Origin of the sequence: Providencia sp. PROV040 (genome assembly GCF_032706145.1) — a bacterium.
Classification (GTDB): domain Bacteria; phylum Pseudomonadota; class Gammaproteobacteria; order Enterobacterales; family Enterobacteriaceae; genus Providencia; species Providencia hangzhouensis.
Genome location: NZ_CP120530.1, coordinates 1651313 through 1669516, shown reverse-complemented (window position 1 = coordinate 1669516; position 18204 = coordinate 1651313). Strand labels below are relative to the sequence as shown.

General features: G+C 38.7%; 14 protein-coding genes. 4 read left to right on the top strand and 10 right to left on the bottom strand.

The genetic code is table 11. The features are described 5' to 3' along the window. Positions 1 to 34: 34 nt before the first annotated feature. Both P3L40_RS07565 and P3L40_RS07560 read right to left on the bottom strand, forming a co-directional pair. Entirely contained in the window at positions 35 to 1075 is a 1041-nt protein-coding gene (locus tag P3L40_RS07565) for a galactose-1-epimerase (RefSeq protein WP_210852233.1), read from the bottom strand. Between the two features lie 234 nt (positions 1076 to 1309). Further along, entirely contained in the window at positions 1310 to 2239 is a 930-nt protein-coding gene (locus tag P3L40_RS07560; protein ID WP_004261765.1) for a cation diffusion facilitator family transporter, read from the bottom strand. Positions 2240 to 2538: 299 nt separating this feature from the next. On the opposite strand from P3L40_RS07560, the gene P3L40_RS07555 reads away from it, so the two are divergent. Beyond that, on the top strand, positions 2539 to 2976 hold the full coding sequence (locus tag P3L40_RS07555) for a universal stress protein (protein WP_004261767.1): 438 nt from the start codon (positions 2539 to 2541) through the stop codon (positions 2974 to 2976). A gap of 211 nt (positions 2977 to 3187) precedes the next feature. Here P3L40_RS07555 and eco read toward each other — a convergent pair whose 3' ends face one another. Continuing rightward, positions 3188 to 3664: a serine protease inhibitor ecotin gene (eco, locus tag P3L40_RS07550; RefSeq protein WP_196731808.1), complete on the bottom strand. Its 477-nt coding sequence runs from the start codon at positions 3662 to 3664 to the stop codon at positions 3188 to 3190. 267 nt (positions 3665 to 3931) lie between these two features. Between eco and P3L40_RS07545 the strand changes: the two genes are divergently transcribed. The 3 genes from P3L40_RS07545 (at position 3932) to P3L40_RS07535 (ending at position 6332) form a co-directional block, all read left to right on the top strand. Then, positions 3932 to 4144, top strand: a complete 213-nt coding sequence (locus P3L40_RS07545) for a DUF465 domain-containing protein (protein ID WP_004261774.1) — start codon at positions 3932 to 3934, stop codon at positions 4142 to 4144. Between the two features lie 274 nt (positions 4145 to 4418). Next, positions 4419 to 4781 carry a nitrous oxide-stimulated promoter family protein gene (locus P3L40_RS07540; RefSeq protein ID WP_004261780.1) on the top strand — a complete coding sequence of 121 codons (363 nt, stop codon included), beginning with the start codon at positions 4419 to 4421 and terminating at the stop codon, positions 4779 to 4781. A 732-nt stretch (positions 4782 to 5513) separates the two neighbouring features. Next, positions 5514 to 6332, top strand: coding sequence for a helix-turn-helix transcriptional regulator (locus P3L40_RS07535; RefSeq protein WP_094962080.1), 819 nt, complete (start codon positions 5514 to 5516; stop codon positions 6330 to 6332). Positions 6333 to 6572: 240 nt separating this feature from the next. On the opposite strand, the gene P3L40_RS07530 is transcribed toward P3L40_RS07535, so the two are convergent. The 7 genes from P3L40_RS07530 to dsbC form a co-directional block, all read right to left on the bottom strand. After that, a complete protein-coding gene (locus P3L40_RS07530) occupies positions 6573 to 7442 on the bottom strand; it encodes an FKBP-type peptidyl-prolyl cis-trans isomerase (protein WP_272691971.1) in 870 nt (289 codons plus the stop codon). Between the two features lie 29 nt (positions 7443 to 7471). Continuing rightward, positions 7472 to 11575: a hypothetical protein gene (locus P3L40_RS07525; RefSeq protein ID WP_316928032.1), complete on the bottom strand. Its 4104-nt coding sequence runs from the start codon at positions 11573 to 11575 to the stop codon at positions 7472 to 7474. A gap of 20 nt (positions 11576 to 11595) precedes the next feature. After that, the gene (locus P3L40_RS07520) at positions 11596 to 12150 is read right to left on the bottom strand and encodes a hypothetical protein (protein ID WP_094963002.1); all 555 of its coding nucleotides are present in this window, start codon (positions 12148 to 12150) and stop codon (positions 11596 to 11598) included. An 845-nt stretch (positions 12151 to 12995) separates the two neighbouring features. After that, entirely contained in the window at positions 12996 to 14513 is a 1518-nt protein-coding gene (lysS, locus tag P3L40_RS07515) for a lysine--tRNA ligase (RefSeq protein WP_004261800.1), read from the bottom strand. Positions 14514 to 14520: 7 nt separating this feature from the next. After that, a protein-coding gene (prfB, locus tag P3L40_RS07510; protein ID WP_096863166.1) for a peptide chain release factor 2 occupies positions 14521 to 15622 on the bottom strand; the annotation gives its coding sequence in 2 pieces (ribosomal slippage) (positions 14521 to 15543 and positions 15545 to 15622; 1101 coding nt in all). A gap of 128 nt (positions 15623 to 15750) precedes the next feature. Continuing rightward, a complete protein-coding gene (gene recJ / locus P3L40_RS07505; RefSeq protein WP_210853555.1) occupies positions 15751 to 17484 on the bottom strand; it encodes a single-stranded-DNA-specific exonuclease RecJ in 1734 nt (577 codons plus the stop codon). 9 nt (positions 17485 to 17493) lie between these two features. Continuing rightward, positions 17494 to 18198: a bifunctional protein-disulfide isomerase/oxidoreductase DsbC gene (dsbC, locus tag P3L40_RS07500; protein ID WP_096863312.1), complete on the bottom strand. Its 705-nt coding sequence runs from the start codon at positions 18196 to 18198 to the stop codon at positions 17494 to 17496. Positions 18199 to 18204 lie beyond the last annotated feature (6 nt).

The following is an 18204-nucleotide window of genomic DNA, read 5'->3' as shown; positions in this document are numbered from 1 at the left end:
CTTAATATAGAGGCGCTGAATATTCACTATTGTATTAGAAAACAAATTGGTAACGCGTTTGGTTTTGGTACATTTGTTGAGGAAATGCAATCGAACTGTATTGTTCTCCCCACTCAGGGTGATTGATTGCATCTGCTGGAAACTGAGTTGCTATCACTACCCCTGAATAAGGGACATACGTTCGTGTTTTCCCCGACGTTGCAAGCAGGTTATTTCCACTGTACACATGTAATGCAGGCTGCGTGGTTGCGATATTTAGCCGCACATCACCACTTGGTGCCCCGAGGGTTGCCACCGTCTGCAGACCATCGGTTAATGTATTGTTTAATATAAACGTATGGTCATACCCCCCAACTCGACGTTGGTCATCATCTTGTAAGAAATCTCGGCCAATCCGTTTACTTTGGCGAAAATCAAAATTTGTATCTGCAACGTTATACCACTCTCCCGTTGGGATACCGTCCATATCTGTCGGCAAATATTGGTCTGCATCAATATATAAATCATGTTCCAAAGCCGTTCTGACCGAATCCTCCCCCGCTAAGTTAAAGTAGATGTGATTCGCAAGATTAACAGGGCAAGCTTCTGTCGATTGATAAGTATGGTGAATAACGACTTGATTATCTTCTGTGAGTTCATAGCTCACTTCAACGTCTAACTGCCCCGGAAAGCCTTGATCACCAACAGGCGACGTCAAAGAAAAAACAGCTTTTTGAGGTGTTGGTTGAAAAATACCCCATATGCGATGGCTAAAACTGTGTTTTCCACCATTCAAGCAATGTACACCTTGGTTATTCGAAAGTTGATAATGCTGTTCATTTAGCGTGAATCGTGAATTATTTATGCGGTTAGCGACTCGCCCAACGATTGAACCAAGGTATACCCCCTGTTCCATTTGTTTAGCCATATTGGGTGAACCTAAAACAACATCTCGTTTTCCTGTTGCTAGCGGAAGTATACAGCTAACCCAACTAGCTCCTAGGCTACTGAGAATAACCTTCATACCATTTTGATTAGTAAGGGCAATAACCTTTGGGGCGCGAAATGTCTGACATTGTTCTTGAGTTAACCGCATTTTTTCCTCAATCATTCAATAATCACTATAGAGAGCATTTTGTGGGGTTTGCTACATTTGCCCTATATTTTGAAACAAATACCTTATTGTGCCATCTTGAAACTGCTTATTAATTTTCGCCTTGTTATCAATCTGGTGCAATAATTAATGTGTTGATTTTACATAATAGCTTGCAATAAAAAACCGAGCCACTTTAAAGCTCGGTTTTTATCGAAAAATAAAATAAATGTATGATTAATGCTTAGCGTCTTTGTCATACGGGTCAAGGTGGGTCATAACATCCAAAATTAATGGGTTTTCCATCAATTTTTTACGCACATTTACCGCAATTTCATGGCCAACAGTAATACTCATATTTCCATCAAGCTCTAAATGCACATCCACCAATAAAAAGTCACCCGATTTACGTGTTTTTAAATCATGATATCCTGATAACTCACTAATATTATCCAAAACAGAACGGATTTCCTGCAAAGTTTCTTCGTCTGCGCCTTTATCCATTAAATCTTGCATGGATTGATTGGTGAATTTAAACCCCATCCGAAAAACAAATGTCCCTACAATCAACGCGGCCAGTGGGTCAAAAATTTTAAACCCACACAAGCTACCAACAATACCAATGGCCACCACTAGGGAGGAAGCCGCATCGGAACGAGCATGCCATGCATTCGCCACTAACATACTGGAGTTTACTTTTTTCGCGACATGCAACATATAGCGAAACAGCCCCTCTTTTGCGACTAAAGCAATCAGTGCAACAATCAATGCAATTGAGTGAACTTCAGGAATTAACTCAGGTTTCAGTAATTTTTCAATCGCTGACCAAACCATTCCCACGCCCACAATTAATAAAATAATACCTAATATTAATGAAGCGCCATTTTCATAACGAAAATGACCATATGGATGGTCTTCATCTGGCTTCTTGTGGCTTTTCTTGTTGGCTATCAACACCACAAAATCAGCGACCAAATCCGATAATGTATGAATACCATCAGCGACTAACCCGGAAGAATGAGAAAAAATACCAACAATTATCTGCCAAATCGATAAGAAAATATTTACGACAACACTGACTAAGGTACTTTTTTTTGCGGCTTTAAATTTTATTTGTTGGATTTCAAAATCACTTTTTTTCTGTGTTGAAGCATTATTCATAGTCATAAAATGGGTTCTTTAATGAAAAACAAAACAATTATCATTCAAATAATACATTTAAATCAATTAGTTAAGAAAATTACCGCAATCTTCGCATATATTTTGTTAAAAGTCTCTGTGTGATTTGTAAATAACACTGAGAGTTGATAATAATTATTCTTTCTTTTCAAAGAAGAAGCTATGTCATTTTTAGATTATCGCTATAAATGCGCACGTTATAGCATTTATTACTTTTCATTTAACTTATAGTATATTGTAGATAACCTTTTGTAATTAATTTTAAATAATACGAAAATGAGGTAGCTATGTATAAAAAAATCCTAGTCCCTATTGATTTGTTAGAAGATGAATTAAACCAAGAGATCATCAAACACGTTGAGGCACTAGCGCAACTAAGCTCAGCTGAAATTCATTTTCTATCCGTTATTCCGAGCCTTGAGTTATTTTTTGGTATTGAAATTGCCGCATTACCAGAAAGCAACAAAGATTCTGCGGAACGCTCAATCCTTGCAATGCGTGCGTTAGAAGAAGTCATTAAAGATATCAAAGTTGCTGATGAACGGATTAACTGCAAAATTGGTATTGGTTCAGCTAAAGATGAAATCTTAGATTATGCGCAAGAAATTAGCGCAGATCTCATTGTTGTTGGCTCCCATCACCCAAGCACTTCAACCTATTTATTAGGTTCAACAGCCTCTGCAATCGTGCGCCATGCGAAAACATCTGTCTTCGTTATTCGCTAAATTGGTTTCTATAAAAAATGCCGCTAAATGCGGCATTTGAGGTTGTTGACAAAGCGGGATAAAAGCGTGGTTTTTCCCGCTTTGTGTTATCAGCCGAAAATCAATAAATTGATTTTCCTGATTTATTTTCAAAACCTATTAGACTTACCGCCAAACATAATATGTTTGTCAGCAGTCTGAATGCCGCTAAATGCGGCATTTTCATTAATATTTATTTTGTAACTGAATCAATTAATTTATCGTCTGTAGACCAGATACGATATTTTACTTGCATATCTTTCGGAGCATAAACCACAATCGGTAATTTGCTGTTATAACGCACAAATGCATCATCGCCTAATTGAGTCGTCACAAAACGTTCTTTTGCAGGCTCAGAGCATCCCATCATAGTAGATGCAGGGCCTTTTACTTCGTCGAGTTTATAATAATCATAGCCCCAACCTTCCAACGTCTTTCTGTCTAGGTCACCCATAAACCATTGGCGGTTACAATCTGCTTTGATCGTTTTTCCAATAACTAACTCAACCATAAAGTCATTTTCATTTTGTTGCTTGGTTAATTCAATCACATGACGAGTCATACCCGATTCTGCTTTTGGGTATGGCGCGATCTTTTCCAAATCTTCCGTTGCTACTGCACATGATGAAATTAGTGCCGCCGCCATTACAGATAAAATCGCTTTTTTCATTATTTATTCCTATTTAAGAACACAAAACTAATTTTTAAAACCAGTCTTTTATCCATGTTAAGTCATTTACACCGTAATTATCACTATAGATGATTCTTAATTACAAAAATATAGATAACTCAGGTAAAAACCATGTAATACTACTTAATTCTAGTAGAAGGATCATAAAACTAATAAAAATTATGTAAATTACAAGCTATTTGGATGTACAAAATGCATGCACTGTTTATACTGAAACTGAGGCTTAATATATTCTGAGGAGGTAGTATGTTATCAGCAGATCAAGATTTAGTTTCAAAATTAATCTCTACACATCCCCGTTTTCAAACTCTTTATGAAAAACATCATCAACTCGACAAAGAAATCAGCAAATTAGAAGGGCCTTCTGGTGCTGGTTACAATGAGCATGTCGCTAAGCTAAAAAAAGAAAAATTACATCTTAAAGATGAAATGCAAAAAATAATGCTCTCGAGTCAATAAGTTATCACGATAATAGTATTAGTTGTTTTTCACACATAATGAAATTCAAAAACTGGGCTAACATCCTAAAAGATAATGATATTTTATCGATCATTTAACGTTAGCTAGTGTTGTTTCACACTAATATAAGAGGGTAATTTTTTATTACCCTCTTTTGTTACGTCGAGAACTCACCACTTTATTGAGTCCCATCAATAAAAATACAAAAAAATTATCATTAATCAGTTATAAGTTGTATATTAAATATATGTTTTGTTTTTATAGAGAAGTTTCTATGGTTGGCAAACGCATTCACCGTGAAATTAAAACGATTGAAAAAATGATAAAAATCTATGAGAAAGCCTATCCAGCACCAGCAGAATCACCTGATTTTTATCAAAAACTATTTTCCTATGCCGTTAATAGATTAGAAAAATGCCGATATGGAGAAGAAAAACCAGCATGTAAACAATGTCCAATCCATTGTTACCAACCCAAAATGAGAGAGCAGATGAAGCTAGTTATGCGCTGGGCTGGCCCGAAGATGTTAATCCATCACCCAATTCTCGCTATACGTCATTTACTTGATGATCGTAAACCAGTCCCTGATTTACCAGCTAAAGTAAGCAAGCGAGCAACTCAGAAACAAGAGCCATAATTAGTGAGCCTATAGCTCAAGCTTAGTCCTCTATTTAAAGCAAAGTACAACATGAGGAGAAATAATAAAGCACAAAGATGTTGAAAAATGGCGAACAACAAGTAGTAACTCTAAGGAACTATTTATAAAAATATATATTTAAAATACCTATTAAAGCAATTACAGAAACCTATCAATTAAAAAATGAGACTAAAGTCACAAATAAACAGCAATCCCCTCACATTTTAACAAACAAAATCAATCATATCGATTGAAAAAATAAATAACTTAGATTAATAACCATTAATTACATTAATAAAATTAATAAATGATAGTTTTGCCGAAATCTAGAATCATCATTAGCATAGCTAAAATTCATATTACTATGCTAAAAATGATAAGTAAGAAGAAAGTAGAAAAAAAACACGGTTTAGGTGTAAAAAACGATAACATATTAACATACGACTAATTTTATCAATTCAGATTAAAAATCCAAACTAATTAAAATTATAAGTATAATAATTAAATTACCCCACCAATGACACAAAAAATACCGAGTAATTCACACAAACAAATCGGAAAAAGTATATTTAGAAACATTTATTTATATTTAGAATTATAATGTGACACAAAATTAATCGATTTATATAATTTCAATCATACTAATAACATCCATGCTTTATATCACCAGATAGGAATAGTTGAATATTTTATTTTGAATTTATATTTAAATACGATTAAAAAGGTATAGTCATGCAAGCAATAAACTCACCAAATCGACACTTCATTAAACAGATAAACATTGATAGTAACGCGGCCCATAACATTATTGACTTAGAAACTAAAGGGCTTTTAATCATAGAACAAGGCTCTGTGTTACTAGAAACCCCAGCTAACTCACAATCTTTAAATGAAGGCGATATCTTATATCACAAACAGGGAGCTTACTCACTACAGCTCACTGAAACAACAAGTTGCAAATTACTTTGGATATCCTTGGATGATAACTTTTTGCGTAGTTTCATCGCTAACCATGGCACTGAATTAAGCGAAATAGACCGCAATGAAGGCTTACCCTCTGATATTATTAAATTTAATTCATCCCCTCTCATTGAAGAAATCAAATCAAGCTTAAATACATTTGTTAATAACGAATACCCTGACGTCATTTTCTCACTCCGAGTAAGTGAATTACTGTTATTACTAAGCTACAGTGAACAAGGTGCTTTATTGCTATCTAATTTTAGACAGCTAAGTAGTCGCCAAATAGAACGTCTACAAATGTTTATGGAAAATAATTATCTTAAAGAGTGGAAATTAAGTGAGTTCGCACGTACTTTTGGTATGGGATTAACAACATTTAAAGAACTGTTCAATACCGTTTATGCAACGTCACCACGCGCATGGATCAGTGAAAAACGTATTATGTATGCACACCAGTTGTTAATTAATACTACAATGAGTATTGTAGAGGTTTCTATGGAAGCAGGCTTTTCAAGTCAATCTTACTTCACCCAAACTTATCGAAAACGGTTTGGCTACACACCGAGTCGGTCAAGAATAGCAGCTTAACCGCTCAGTAAGACTCTAACTCATGCCCTGTCAGTTATAGAAGTTTAAACTTCACTATAATCTGGCAGAAAGGCAAACATCAAATCCTTCCTTTAAATATTCACATTCACTTCTTATACTTCTTATACTTCTTATACTTCTTATACTTCTTATACTTCTTTCAGATTGATACATCACAAAAAAGGTAATTTGCCTTTCAGTGACAAATTACCTTTAAGATAACCTTAAATAAAAGCTATGCTATTTCGCTTTGATTATTTTTAAATCAATAATTGACATGGAGTTTGGTGGTACCTCACCTGGTATGCCTTCAACGCCATACCCACCTTCAGGTTTAATATAGACTTTAACCATTCCCCCTTCCCCTGCTCGTTCGACAAAGGAGTTTAATGGTGCAGGTAACTGATTATAAGGTAATGTGACAGGGTTTTGATCGGTATACAACACCGTAACCTTACCGTCAGTTAATTGCTCTCTCATAATAAAAGTCACGTCTTTATTTTTCACGTCTTTTATCGGTGAGCCAACTTGAATGATTTTATAGTAAGTATTGCTATCGAGCTTACTGTATTTTTGAGCGGTAATTTGCTCAATAATTTTTTGGTTTTTCTTCGCATTTTCTGCGGCAATCACTTTTGCATCTTTGCTAGGAGGAATTCGCCCAGCCAGACCAGTACTCGATTTCGAACCACCTCTTGCTTTTAATGCATCATTTTCATTTTGTAATTGAGTTATCTGTCGATTTAACGCCATAATTTGTGATTTTAAAGCTTCATCACTCGAAATGGATTTACTTGAATCCAATTCCGTTTGTAGTTTTTTCAATTTTTCTTGTGCTAATGCCAACTCTTTTTGAGAGTTCGCTTTTAAATCACCAAGAAGTTTATTCGTGTCTGTCAGTTTTTGCTCAATTTCAGACTGTTTCTTTGTTTTAGCCGCAATATCACTTTCAAGTTTGCTGATTTTGTCTTCTTGAGCCTTAGTCTGCTTAGTAAATTGCTGGTTTTGCTGGTCAAGTTTTTTCTTCTCACTTTCTTGGGCAGCAAGAGCGTCACTAATTGATTTTTTCTCAGATTCTAACTTGGCAATAGCGCTTTCTTTTTCTTTCAATAATGTAACTTGTTTATTTAAGTCCGCAGTTAACGCTTTAACTTGCTTGTCACTTGCTTGTCACTTGCTTGACCTACTAGCGCTTTTTGTTTTTCAACATCTTTTTGTAATTTCAGCAGTTCTGCATTAGCCTGTTCCAATTGTTTTTGAGCATTAACAAAATTTTGTTCGTTTTGTTTTAAGTTTTCTTGCAATTGTTGCTGTTGCTTTTGGCTCTCAACATATTGTTTTGATAAAGTATTCTGTGCTGTTTGCTGCTCAGCCAACTGTTTTTTTGCTATTGCTAATTCAGACTCTAACGTAATTTTTTGTGCCAATTTGGCAGTTTGCTCTGCTAAAGATGCTTGGATCTTATCCGCTTGCTGCGCTTTCTGTTTCAGTTGCGTAACAAGCTGCTGGTTTTTCTCCGCTAACGCTTTTGCATCTGCTTGCTGTTTGGCGAGCGCCTCACGAGTTACTTTACTTTCCGCTTCAGCTTTCTTCAACCCGTCTTCTTTTTGCTTCAGCAAAGCGAGTTGTTTGTTTAAATCTGCCGTCAGCGCTTTAATCTGTTGGTCACTGGCTTGATTCATTAAAGCTGTTTTTGTTTCAACTTCATTCTTCAGCTTCTGCAAATCCGTGTTCGCTTGTTTCAGTTGCACCTGTGCCGTAACGTAATTTTGCTCTTGCTGGTTGAGCTTCGCCTGCAACTCGGCTTGCTGTTTTTCACTGTTCGCAAACTGTTTGGACAACGCATTTTGCGCCGTTTGGTGCTCGGCTAACTGTTTTTTCGCCTCAGCCAGTTCGGCTTCTAACGCCACCTTCTCGGCAGCCTTCGCCGTCTGCTCGGCTAAGGACGCTTGAATTTTTTCCGCTTGTTGTGCTTTTTGTTGCAATTCGGCAGCAAGCTGCTGGTTTTTCTCGGCTAAGGCTTTTGCCTCCGCTTGCTGTTTGGCGAGCGCCTCACGGGTGGTTTGGCTCTCCGTTTCAGCTTTCTTCAACCCGTCTTCTTTTTGCTTCAACAAAGCGAGTTGTTTGTTTAAATCCGCCGTCAACGCTTTAACTTGTTGGTCGCTGGCTTGGCTCATCAAGGTGGTCTGTTTTTCCATCTCCCCTTGGAGCTTTTGTAGATCTGCGTTCGCTTGTTTCAGTTGCGCCTGTGCCGTAACGTAATTTTGCTCTTGCTGGTTGAGCTTCGCCTGCAACTCGGCTTGCTGTTTTTCACTGTTCGCAAACTGTTTGGACAACGCATTTTGCGCCGTTTGGTGCTCGGCTAACTGTTTTTTCGCCTCAGCCAGTTCGGCTTCTAACGCCACCTTCTCGGCAGCCTTCGCCGTCTGCTCGGCTAAGGACGCTTGAATTTTTTCCGCTTGTTGTGCTTTTTGTTGCAATTCGGCAGCAAGCTGCTGGTTTTTCTCGGCTAAGGCTTTTGCCTCCGCTTGCTGTTTGGCGAGCGCCTCACGGGTGGTTTGGCTCTCCGTTTCAGCTTTCTTCAACCCGTCTTCTTTTTGCTTCAACAAAGCGAGTTGTTTGTTTAAATCCGCCGTCAACGCTTTAACTTGTTGGTCGCTGGCTTGGCTCATCAAGGTGGTCTGTTTTTCCATCTCCCCTTGGAGCTTTTGTAGATCTGCGTTCGCTTGTTTCAGTTGCGCCTGTGCCGTAACGTAATCGTGCTCTTGTTGGCGGAGTTTCGCCTGCAACTCAGTTTGCTGTTTTTCACTGTTCGCAAACTGTTTGGACAACGCATTTTGCGCCGTTTGGTGCTCGGCTAACTGTTTTTTCGCCTCAGCCAGCTCGGCTTCTAACGCCACCTTCTCGGCAGCCTTCGCCGTCTGCTCGGCTAAGGACGCTTGAATTTTTTCCGCTTGTTGCGCTTTTTGTTGCAATTCGGCAGCAAGCTGCTGGTTTTTCTCCGCTAACGCTTTTGCGTCCGCTTGCTGTTTGGCGAGCGCCTCACGGGTGGTTTGGCTCTCCGTTTCAGCTTTCTTCAACCCGTCTTCTTTTTGCTTCAGCAAAGCGAGTTGTTTGTTTAAATCCGCCGTCAACGCTTTAACTTGTTGGTCGCTGGCTTGGCTCATCAAGGCGGTCTGTTTTTCCATCTCCCCTTGGAGCTTTTGTAGATCTGCGTTCGCTTGTTTCAGTTGCGCCTGTGCCGTAACGTAATTTTGCTCTTGTTGGCGGAGTTTCGCCTGCAACTCGGCTTGCTGTTTTTCACTGTTCGCAAACTGTTTGGACAACGCATTTTGCGCCGTTTGGTGCTCGGCTAACTGTTTTTTCGCCTCAGCCAGTTCGGCTTCTAACGCCACCTTCTCGGCAGCCTTCGCCGTCTGCTCGGCTAAGGACGCTTGAATTTTTTCCGCTTGTTGCGCTTTTTGTTGCAATTCGGCAGCAAGCTGCTGGTTTTTCTCCGCTAACGCTTTTGCATCCGCTTGCTGTTTGGCGAGCGCCTCACGGGTGGTTTGGCTCTCCGTTTCAGCTTTCTTCAACCCATCTTCTTTTTGCTTCAACAAAGCGAGTTGTTTGTTTAAATCCGCGGTCAACGCTTTAACTTGTTGGTCGCTGGCTTGGCTCATCAAGGCGGTCTGTTTTTCCATCTCCCCTTGGAGCTTTTGTAGATCTGCGTTCGCTTGTTTCAGTTGCGCCTGTGCCGTAACGTAATCGTGCTCTTGCTGGTTGAGCTTCGCCTGCAACTCAGCTTGCTGTTTTTCACTTTGAGCTAACTGTTTTTCTAACGTATTTTGCGTACTTTGATATGAATTCAGCTGTTCTTGAGCAACTTTTAAGGCATTTTCTAATGCAACTTTTTGCTCAGCTTGTTCAGTTTTTTCCGCCAGAGAAGTTTGAATGCTTTTCGCTAATTGTTCTTTTTCGACTAACTGGGCTTGTAGTTGCTGGTTTTGTGACTCTAATGATTTACTTTTTTCTTGCTGAGCGACCAAAGAAGATTGGACATCATCTTTTTCACTTTTAGCCGTAGCTAATTCATTTTCTTTCTGTTTTAACAACTCTTTTTGCTGTAAAAGTTGAGCTGTCACTGACTTCATTTGTTCATCAGTATTACCAACAAGTTGCAGTTGATTTTTAGCCTCTGACTCCAATTTTGCAATATCAGCGGTTAATTGCTCAATTTTCAAATTTGCGGTAGCAAATTGTTGTTCTTTATCTGCTAATTGCTGTTTAAGTTGAGCTTGTTCAACAACACTTTCATTTAATTGTTTCTCAAGCTGGGCAATCGTTTCTTGGGTTTGCTGATTTTCTTGACTTAATTGCTCAAGACTATTTTGCTTTTGCTCAATTGTTTTTTGTGCATCCGCCAATTTAGCCTTTAATGTGTCAATTAAAGACTGATCATCTGATGAATTTACAACCGCCTGTAGCTGGGCTATATGCTCTTTACTCTTCAGAACTTCATCGTTTAGTTTATCAATCTCAAATTGTTTCTCGGTAATTGTCTGCGTTAATTGCGCAATACTCTTATTATGATTGATAAGTTCAGAAACGAGTTGGTCATCATTGAGTAAATGATTATAGGCAATAAGCTGGCCTACTCCTTGAGCAATACCAAACTTATATAGATGTGTTAATTGCTGGCGTTCAATTAATTGCGCCAGTTGCTCAAGATAAGCAGAGGTATTAATACCTGTTGGCTTAGCAAATTTAGATGAATATAAGCCGAGTGGGTCAAGAACCAATTGATACTTTGCAAAATCTTTTGCTAGATAAGCTGGATCCCATTGGTTGCTTTGAAAAAAATAAGGGTAAGACGACAATAAAATAGGCGCTACGCCATTTTCTGTCGCCACCGCACACACTTCAGGAAAAGTCGTTTTTTCTGGCTCTACAGGGTCTGCTTTCGCTACATCTGCTTTCTTCGTTGATGTAGCAGCAGATTTACTTTTCCCTGTAGTTTTGCCTTTAGTTCCTTTATTCGCTGCCGCAGATTTTTGCTTCTCTTTTGGCGCAGGAACGGTAGATAGCGAAGAAAAGATATCATAACCTTGGTTTTGTGTATTAACTGGCAATTGTTGTTTTTGCTCTTGTACTTTGCCTTCTTTTTCCATTTGAAGGTAGGTATCAAAATCATCAATTACATTGTTAAAGCGCTCTGCTTTTGGAGCATGACTAAAAAAAGTCGTAACAAGTGCCAGTGACACACAAAGCCTAAGGTTTATTCTCATAATCCACTAATTTTCTTCAATGTTGATTCGGTAGACAATACTGAGTTATAACGAACTTTTGCACACAACACTTTAGTTTTAGACTCTATTGCCATTTGTAAGAGTTCAATTGTGTCAGGGCTAGCAGTCCCTTCAACTTGTCGATATAGACGGTTGATTTCGCTAACTTCTTTAAATGAACCTACTAAGCGATTGTAATCTTTTGGTGATAGTGTTTTGAGCGCGTTTAATTCTTTAACACACGTATTCAAATGAGCAAATGTTTGCTGGTCAGCACCCGCTTCACCATAAGTTGTAGAAGCAACTGGTGTACGGTTAATTGCGCTGTTTAAAACTTTTTGAGATTCAGGATAAGAGTTATCAACCTGATCTGGATTGGTAGCAACAGTCGATTGTGTTACCGGCTGAGTGGTACTCGTATTGACTGTTTGTTTACTTGGGGTATTCGGTGTTGCTGTATTGTATGTGTCTGAACCAAATGTACAACCTGAAAGAAGAGCTGTACCTGCTATAAGCAAAAATGCAACATGAAATTTATTTTTTAAAAACATATGGTTACCTTACCAGCACTTTTCTTCGCTATTATAATGATGTCCAAAAAACTTAGTGTAAGCTAAAAATTAGCTATTTTCTATAAGCCCGAATGTAGAAATAGAGTCATCTCATAAATTTAGATTAACTTAACTTTAGTTTTAAAATTATTTTATTGCTACATTTCTATTAAATTTATGAGCTAATTTCCGCTAGCAGTCCTTATAAAGAGATAAATTAACACCTTTACCGGAATTTTTTATTATTTTATGTCAGATAACGATTAGGTTGCTCAATAAACCTTGCTAACAATTAGATACCTTTCAAGTAAATTCTCATTTTAGTTCTGTCCCTGTAACAATTGTTAACAAATAAAATGATGGCTAACAATAAACACACCTACTTTTCATTTATCAAGCTGCTGACACACTTTAAACCTGTGACATGGCAATAACCATCATCATTCAAAATATGGGTAACCTACTTAATTCAATTCTAAAAACTAACAGCAATTAAAAATTACATTTAAAATCAATAATTTATAAAAAACGAATTTATCGACATTTCAGCTACATAATTTCCAACTACGTAACAAAGCATAGCAGTTATCTGTCGGAATTACTTATATTAAATTGATACGATTCGTAACTCAAATTTATTTTTAATAAAAATATAGTGTTCACATAGCCATAATCACTAAAAAAACACTATTCAGTGATTTTATTCCACGTTACTCATTTAACGTCTAGTAAATGGTGTTTTATCTTCAACCTAAAATGAAGCACTTGAATAAAACATGAGGAGAGTAATATTGATTGCTTATAAATGTAAATATATGCCCGGAATTAACCGGGCATAATGGTATTTAAGCTTTGCTAGGACGTAAAGCGGGGAATAAAATAACATCGCGAATAGTATGGCTGTTAGTGAATAACATCACCATACGGTCAATACCGATGCCTAAACCTGCTGTTGGCGGTAAACCATGTTCTAATGCGGTGACATAGTCTTCATCATAGAACATTGCTTCGTCATCACCTTCATCTTTTTGACGTACTTGCTCAGCAAAACGCTCAGCTTGATCTTCTGCGTCATTTAATTCCGAGAAACCGTTACCGATTTCACGACCACCAATGAAGAATTCAAAACGGTCGGTAATAAATGGGTTGTCATCATTACGACGCGCTAACGGTGAAACTTCAGCTGGGTACTCAGTAATAAATGTTGGCTGAATCAAGTGGCTTTCTGCAACTTCTTCGAAGATTTCACACTGTACGCGGCCTAAGCCCCAGCTCTTTTCAATCTTAATACCGATAGACTGAGCAATTGCCACCGCTTTATCCATATCATCCAAATCAGCAACATTCGTTTCTGGGCGATATTTGCAAATAGCTTCTTTCATCGTCATTTTAGTAAATGGCTTACCAAAATCGAACTCTTGTTCGCCATACTGAACAACAGTATTACCTAACACTTTTTGTGTCAGTGTACGGAACAAATCTTCTGTTAATGCGATTAGATCACGGTAATCAGCATAAGCCATATAGAGCTCCATCATTGTGAACTCTGGATTATGACGTGGGGATAACCCCTCGTTACGGAAGTTACGGTTGATTTCAAATACACGTTCAAAACCACCCACAACTAAGCGCTTGAGGTACAATTCAGGCGCAATACGCAAATACATATCGATATCTAATGCATTATGGTGAGTCACAAATGGACGTGCAGAAGCACCACCAGGGATAACCTGCATCATTGGTGTTTCCACTTCCATAAAACCGTAGCTAACCATAAAGTTACGTACTTCAGCTAGGATCTTAGAACGAACAATAAAAGTATGACGAGATTCATCATTCGCAATTAAGTCAAGGTAACGCTGACGATAACGTGTTTCTTGGTCTGATAAACCGTGGAATTTGTCAGGCAATGGACGCAACGCTTTGGTTAATAAACGAACTTCATGACAATGAACAGTTAACTCACCCGTTTTGGTTTTAAATAAACGGCCTTTAGCACCTAAAATATCGCCTAAGTCCCATTTTTTAAACTGTTCGTTATAGATGCCTTCCGCTAAATCATCACGCGATACATAAATTTGAATGCGTCCACCAACGTCCTGTAACGTCGCAAACGAAGCTTTACCCATAATACGACGAGTCATCATACGGCCAGCAATCGACACTTCAATATTTAGGTCTTCAAGCTCTTCTGAGGTTTTATCATCATATTGCGCATGAATTTTATCAGAAATATCTTCACGACGAAAATCGTTTGGAAATGGAATACCCTTTTCACGCAGTGCCGCTAATTTTTCTTTACGAGCTTTAAGTTCGTTATTCAAATCAGGTGCTTGTTCAACACCTTGTTGTTCCTGAGACATTTTTTCCTCACAGGCCAGCTTTTAAACTAGCTTCAATGAATTTATCCAAATCACCATCCAGTACGGCTTGCGTGTTACGCGTTTCCACACCAGTACGTAAATCTTTAATTCTTGCATCATCAAGGACATAAGAACGAATCTGGCTTCCCCAGCCAATATCAGATTTGTTCTCTTCCATCGCTTGCTTGTCTGCATTTTTCTTTTGCATTTCCAGTTCGTATAGCTTCGCTTTTAACTGGCGCATAGCTTGGTCTTTATTTTTATGCTGCGAACGGTCATTCTGGCATTGCGTCACAATATTGGTTGGAATATGTGTGATACGTACCGCTGATTCCGTTTTGTTTACGTGCTGACCACCCGCACCAGATGCACGGTATACATCAATACGCAAATCCGCTGGATTGATTTCGATATCAATATCATCATCAACTTCAGGATAAATAAACGCAGAACTAAAAGAAGTATGGCGACGCCCACCTGAGTCAAACGGACTCTTACGAACCAAACGGTGAACACCAGTTTCCGTTCTTAACCACCCGTAGGCATAGTCACCAATAATTTTGACTGTTGCCGATTTTAGCCCAGCAACATCACCATCAGACTCTTCGATAATCTCGGTTTTAAAGCCCTTTGACTCGGCCCAACGCAAGTACATACGCAATAACATACTTGCCCAATCTTGAGCTTCAGTACCGCCAGAACCCGCTTGTAAATCAATGTAGCAATCTGCACTATCGTATTCGCCAGAGAACATACGGCGAAATTCAAGTTGCTCTAATTTGCCTTCTAATTGCTCTAGTTCAGCTTCAGCTTCATTGAATGTGTCTTCGTCATCAGCTTCAACCGCAAGCTCTAATAAACCTTCAACATCTTCAAGGCCTTGCGTCATCTGGTCAATCGTTTCAACAATTGCTTCAAGAGATGAGCGTTCTTTACCAAGGGCTTGCGCTCTCTCGGGTTCATTCCACACATCAGGCTGTTCAAGCTCAGCATTGACTTCTTCTAAGCGTTCTTTCTTGGCATCATAGTCAAAGATACCCCCTCAGAACCACTGTCCGTTCAGACAGGTCCTGAATCTTATTTTTTACTGGGTTTATTTCAAACGTCATTTTTCAATATCTTATGGTTAGTCAAAAATAATTTTTTATTCACAAACCGCTTAGTATAGCGGAATTTATCTGATGTTTATAGCGCCATCAAACGCTATTTGCTGGTTATTCCGCCGTTTATGATAGGCTTAATCAGGCCAAATATGCTCAATCATTAGCTGGACGTTTTTTTGTCCACGATATTCGTTCACATCTAATTTAAAGGCTATTTTCGCTTTTTTGATGCTGTTATCTGGCCATCGACGAACATCAATATTAAACATAATTGCATCTAACATTGGCCCACCATTTATGGGTTCCAGCATAAGTTTCAAATGGCGCTCACCAACAAGCCTTTGCTGTAATAATTGGAATTCACCATCAAATATAGGTTCCGGAAATGCTTGTCCCCATGGGCCACTTTCTCGAATAAGTTCTGCAGTTTCTAAACAAAACTCATTGCGTGAAAGTTCGCCATCACTCCAGATTACTCCAGCCAATTGCTCAGGTTGAACTAATTCACCCATCAATAATTCAAAGTGATGTTTAAAAGCGTCAAATTGATCAACATGCAAAGTTAAGCCTGCTGCCATTGCATGGCCACCAAATTTTTGCATAATCCCGGGTTGTAATGTATTTAACCGTTCTAATGCATCCCGCATATGGACACCCTGAATGGAACGCCCAGAACCTTTTAATAAACCATCACCCGCAGGAGCAAAAGCGATAACAGGACGATGATATTGTTCTTTGATCCTTGAGGCGAGTATACCGACAACCCCCTGATGCCATTCAGGATGATAAATGGCTAAGCCATTTGGTAACTGGCTTTCACCGTATTCGAATTGATTAAAAAGCACGAGCGCTTCTTGCTGCATACCCGCTTCAATCTCACGGCGAGTTTGATTCAGCCCATCTAACTCATTTGCCAGTTCCCTTGCATACGCCATATCGTCTGTCAGTAATAATTCAATGCTCACTGACATATCATCTAATCTGCCTGCCGCATTTAGCCTAGGGCCAAGCGCAAACCCAAAATCATTTGCCACTAGTCTTGGTAAATCACGTTTGGAAACCTCAATGAGGGCTTTAATACCCGCGCAACAGCGCCCAGCTCTAACACGATTTAGCCCTTGGTGAACTAAAATGCGGTTATTTGTATCAAGAGGAACTACGTCTGCAACAGTTCCTAATGCAACCAAATCAAGGTACTCGGCTAAATTAGGCTCTGCTAGCCCTTGCTGCACAAACCACCCTTGCTGACGTAGATATGCACGTAAGGCAGACATTAAATAAAATGTGACACCAACCCCAGCTAATGATTTAGATGCAAAGCAACATTCATTTAAGTTCGGGTTGATTATCGCATCCGCAGCAGGCAAAGTTTCCCCCGGCAGATGGTGATCGGTAATAATTACATTCATTCCATATTGATTAGCTACTGCAACCCCTTCATGGGATGAGATGCCATTATCAACGGTAATAATGAGATTCGTTCCACGTTTACGGGCTTCTTCAACAACCAATGGCGTTAATCCATAACCATTTTCAAAACGGTTCGGAACTATATAATTGATATTTTTATATCCCATTGATTTTAGAGCTCTAATAGCTAATGCCGTACTGGTTGCTCCATCCGCATCGAAATCCCCAACAATAGTAATAGCTTCATGTTCATTTAACGCACGATAAAGTAGGGGCAATGCCTTATCAACACCCGATAATGTCCGATAATCCAATAAATTAGCTGCTTTGCGCTCTAACTGATTGATATCCGTGATGCCCCGATGCTGGTAAATTCGTTGTAATAGCTCAGGCAAGCCAGGAAGTTGAGCGGCAGAACTTTGCTGCTGTCTTTGTTGTAAGAGTGTTTCTACATTCACAATAATTAACTATTTTTCGTTGAGTAATTGAACAAGGGCATCCGGTTTCATGTAGCCAGGCAGTAATTGCCCATCCGGTAGGATGATTGCTGGTGTTCCCGTCACTTTGAATAAATTACCCACACTCATATGTTTACTTAGGTCAATTTTGCAATCTTCAATCATGGCAACTTCTTCACCTTTAAACGCTTGAGTTAATGCTTTTTGTTGTAGGCCATTGCACCAAATAGATGCCATTTTCTTTCCTACATCGCTATCTGCACCTTGGCGTGGATAAGCCAGATAACGCACCGTAACACCTTGGCTGTTTAATTCACCAACAGATTCATGTAATTTTTTACAATAACCACAGCTAATATCGGTAAAAACTGTCACAACATGCTTTTCCTGAGGGGCTTTGAAGATAATCATTTCATCTTTGAGCGCTTCTACTTTTTTCATTAATGGCTGATTACTGATATTGACTGGATTTTTACCGCTCATATCATAAATTGGCCCTTGCAATAAATATTTGCCATCATCAGTGATATAAACAACCCCTGTTGTGGTTTCAACAACATTCAGCCCAACGATTGGCGAAGGTTTAATTACCTCAACAACCATGTTGTATTTTTCCAAAGTATCACGGATAACTTTTTCTTCTGTTGCCCCATAGACCGTGGAAGTCACCGTTGCAATACATGCAGCAGCCAATAATAACAATTTGCGTTTCATAGATAG

Coding starts and splice junctions, on each gene's coding strand:
- P3L40_RS07565 (WP_210852233.1), bottom strand. CDS start 1,075: ATGCGGTTAACTCAAGAACAATGTCAGACATTTCGCGCCCCAAAGGTT.
- P3L40_RS07560 (WP_004261765.1), bottom strand. CDS start 2,239: ATGACTATGAATAATGCTTCAACACAGAAAAAAAGTGATTTTGAAATC.
- P3L40_RS07555 (WP_004261767.1), top strand. CDS start 2,539: ATGTATAAAAAAATCCTAGTCCCTATTGATTTGTTAGAAGATGAATTA.
- eco (WP_196731808.1), bottom strand. CDS start 3,664: ATGAAAAAAGCGATTTTATCTGTAATGGCGGCGGCACTAATTTCATCA.
- P3L40_RS07545 (WP_004261774.1), top strand. CDS start 3,932: ATGTTATCAGCAGATCAAGATTTAGTTTCAAAATTAATCTCTACACAT.
- P3L40_RS07540 (WP_004261780.1), top strand. CDS start 4,419: ATGGTTGGCAAACGCATTCACCGTGAAATTAAAACGATTGAAAAAATG.
- P3L40_RS07535 (WP_094962080.1), top strand. CDS start 5,514: ATGCAAGCAATAAACTCACCAAATCGACACTTCATTAAACAGATAAAC.
- P3L40_RS07520 (WP_094963002.1), bottom strand. CDS start 12,150: ATGTTTTTAAAAAATAAATTTCATGTTGCATTTTTGCTTATAGCAGGT.
- lysS (WP_004261800.1), bottom strand. CDS start 14,513: ATGTCTCAGGAACAACAAGGTGTTGAACAAGCACCTGATTTGAATAAC.
- dsbC (WP_096863312.1), bottom strand. CDS start 18,198: ATGAAACGCAAATTGTTATTATTGGCTGCTGCATGTATTGCAACGGTG.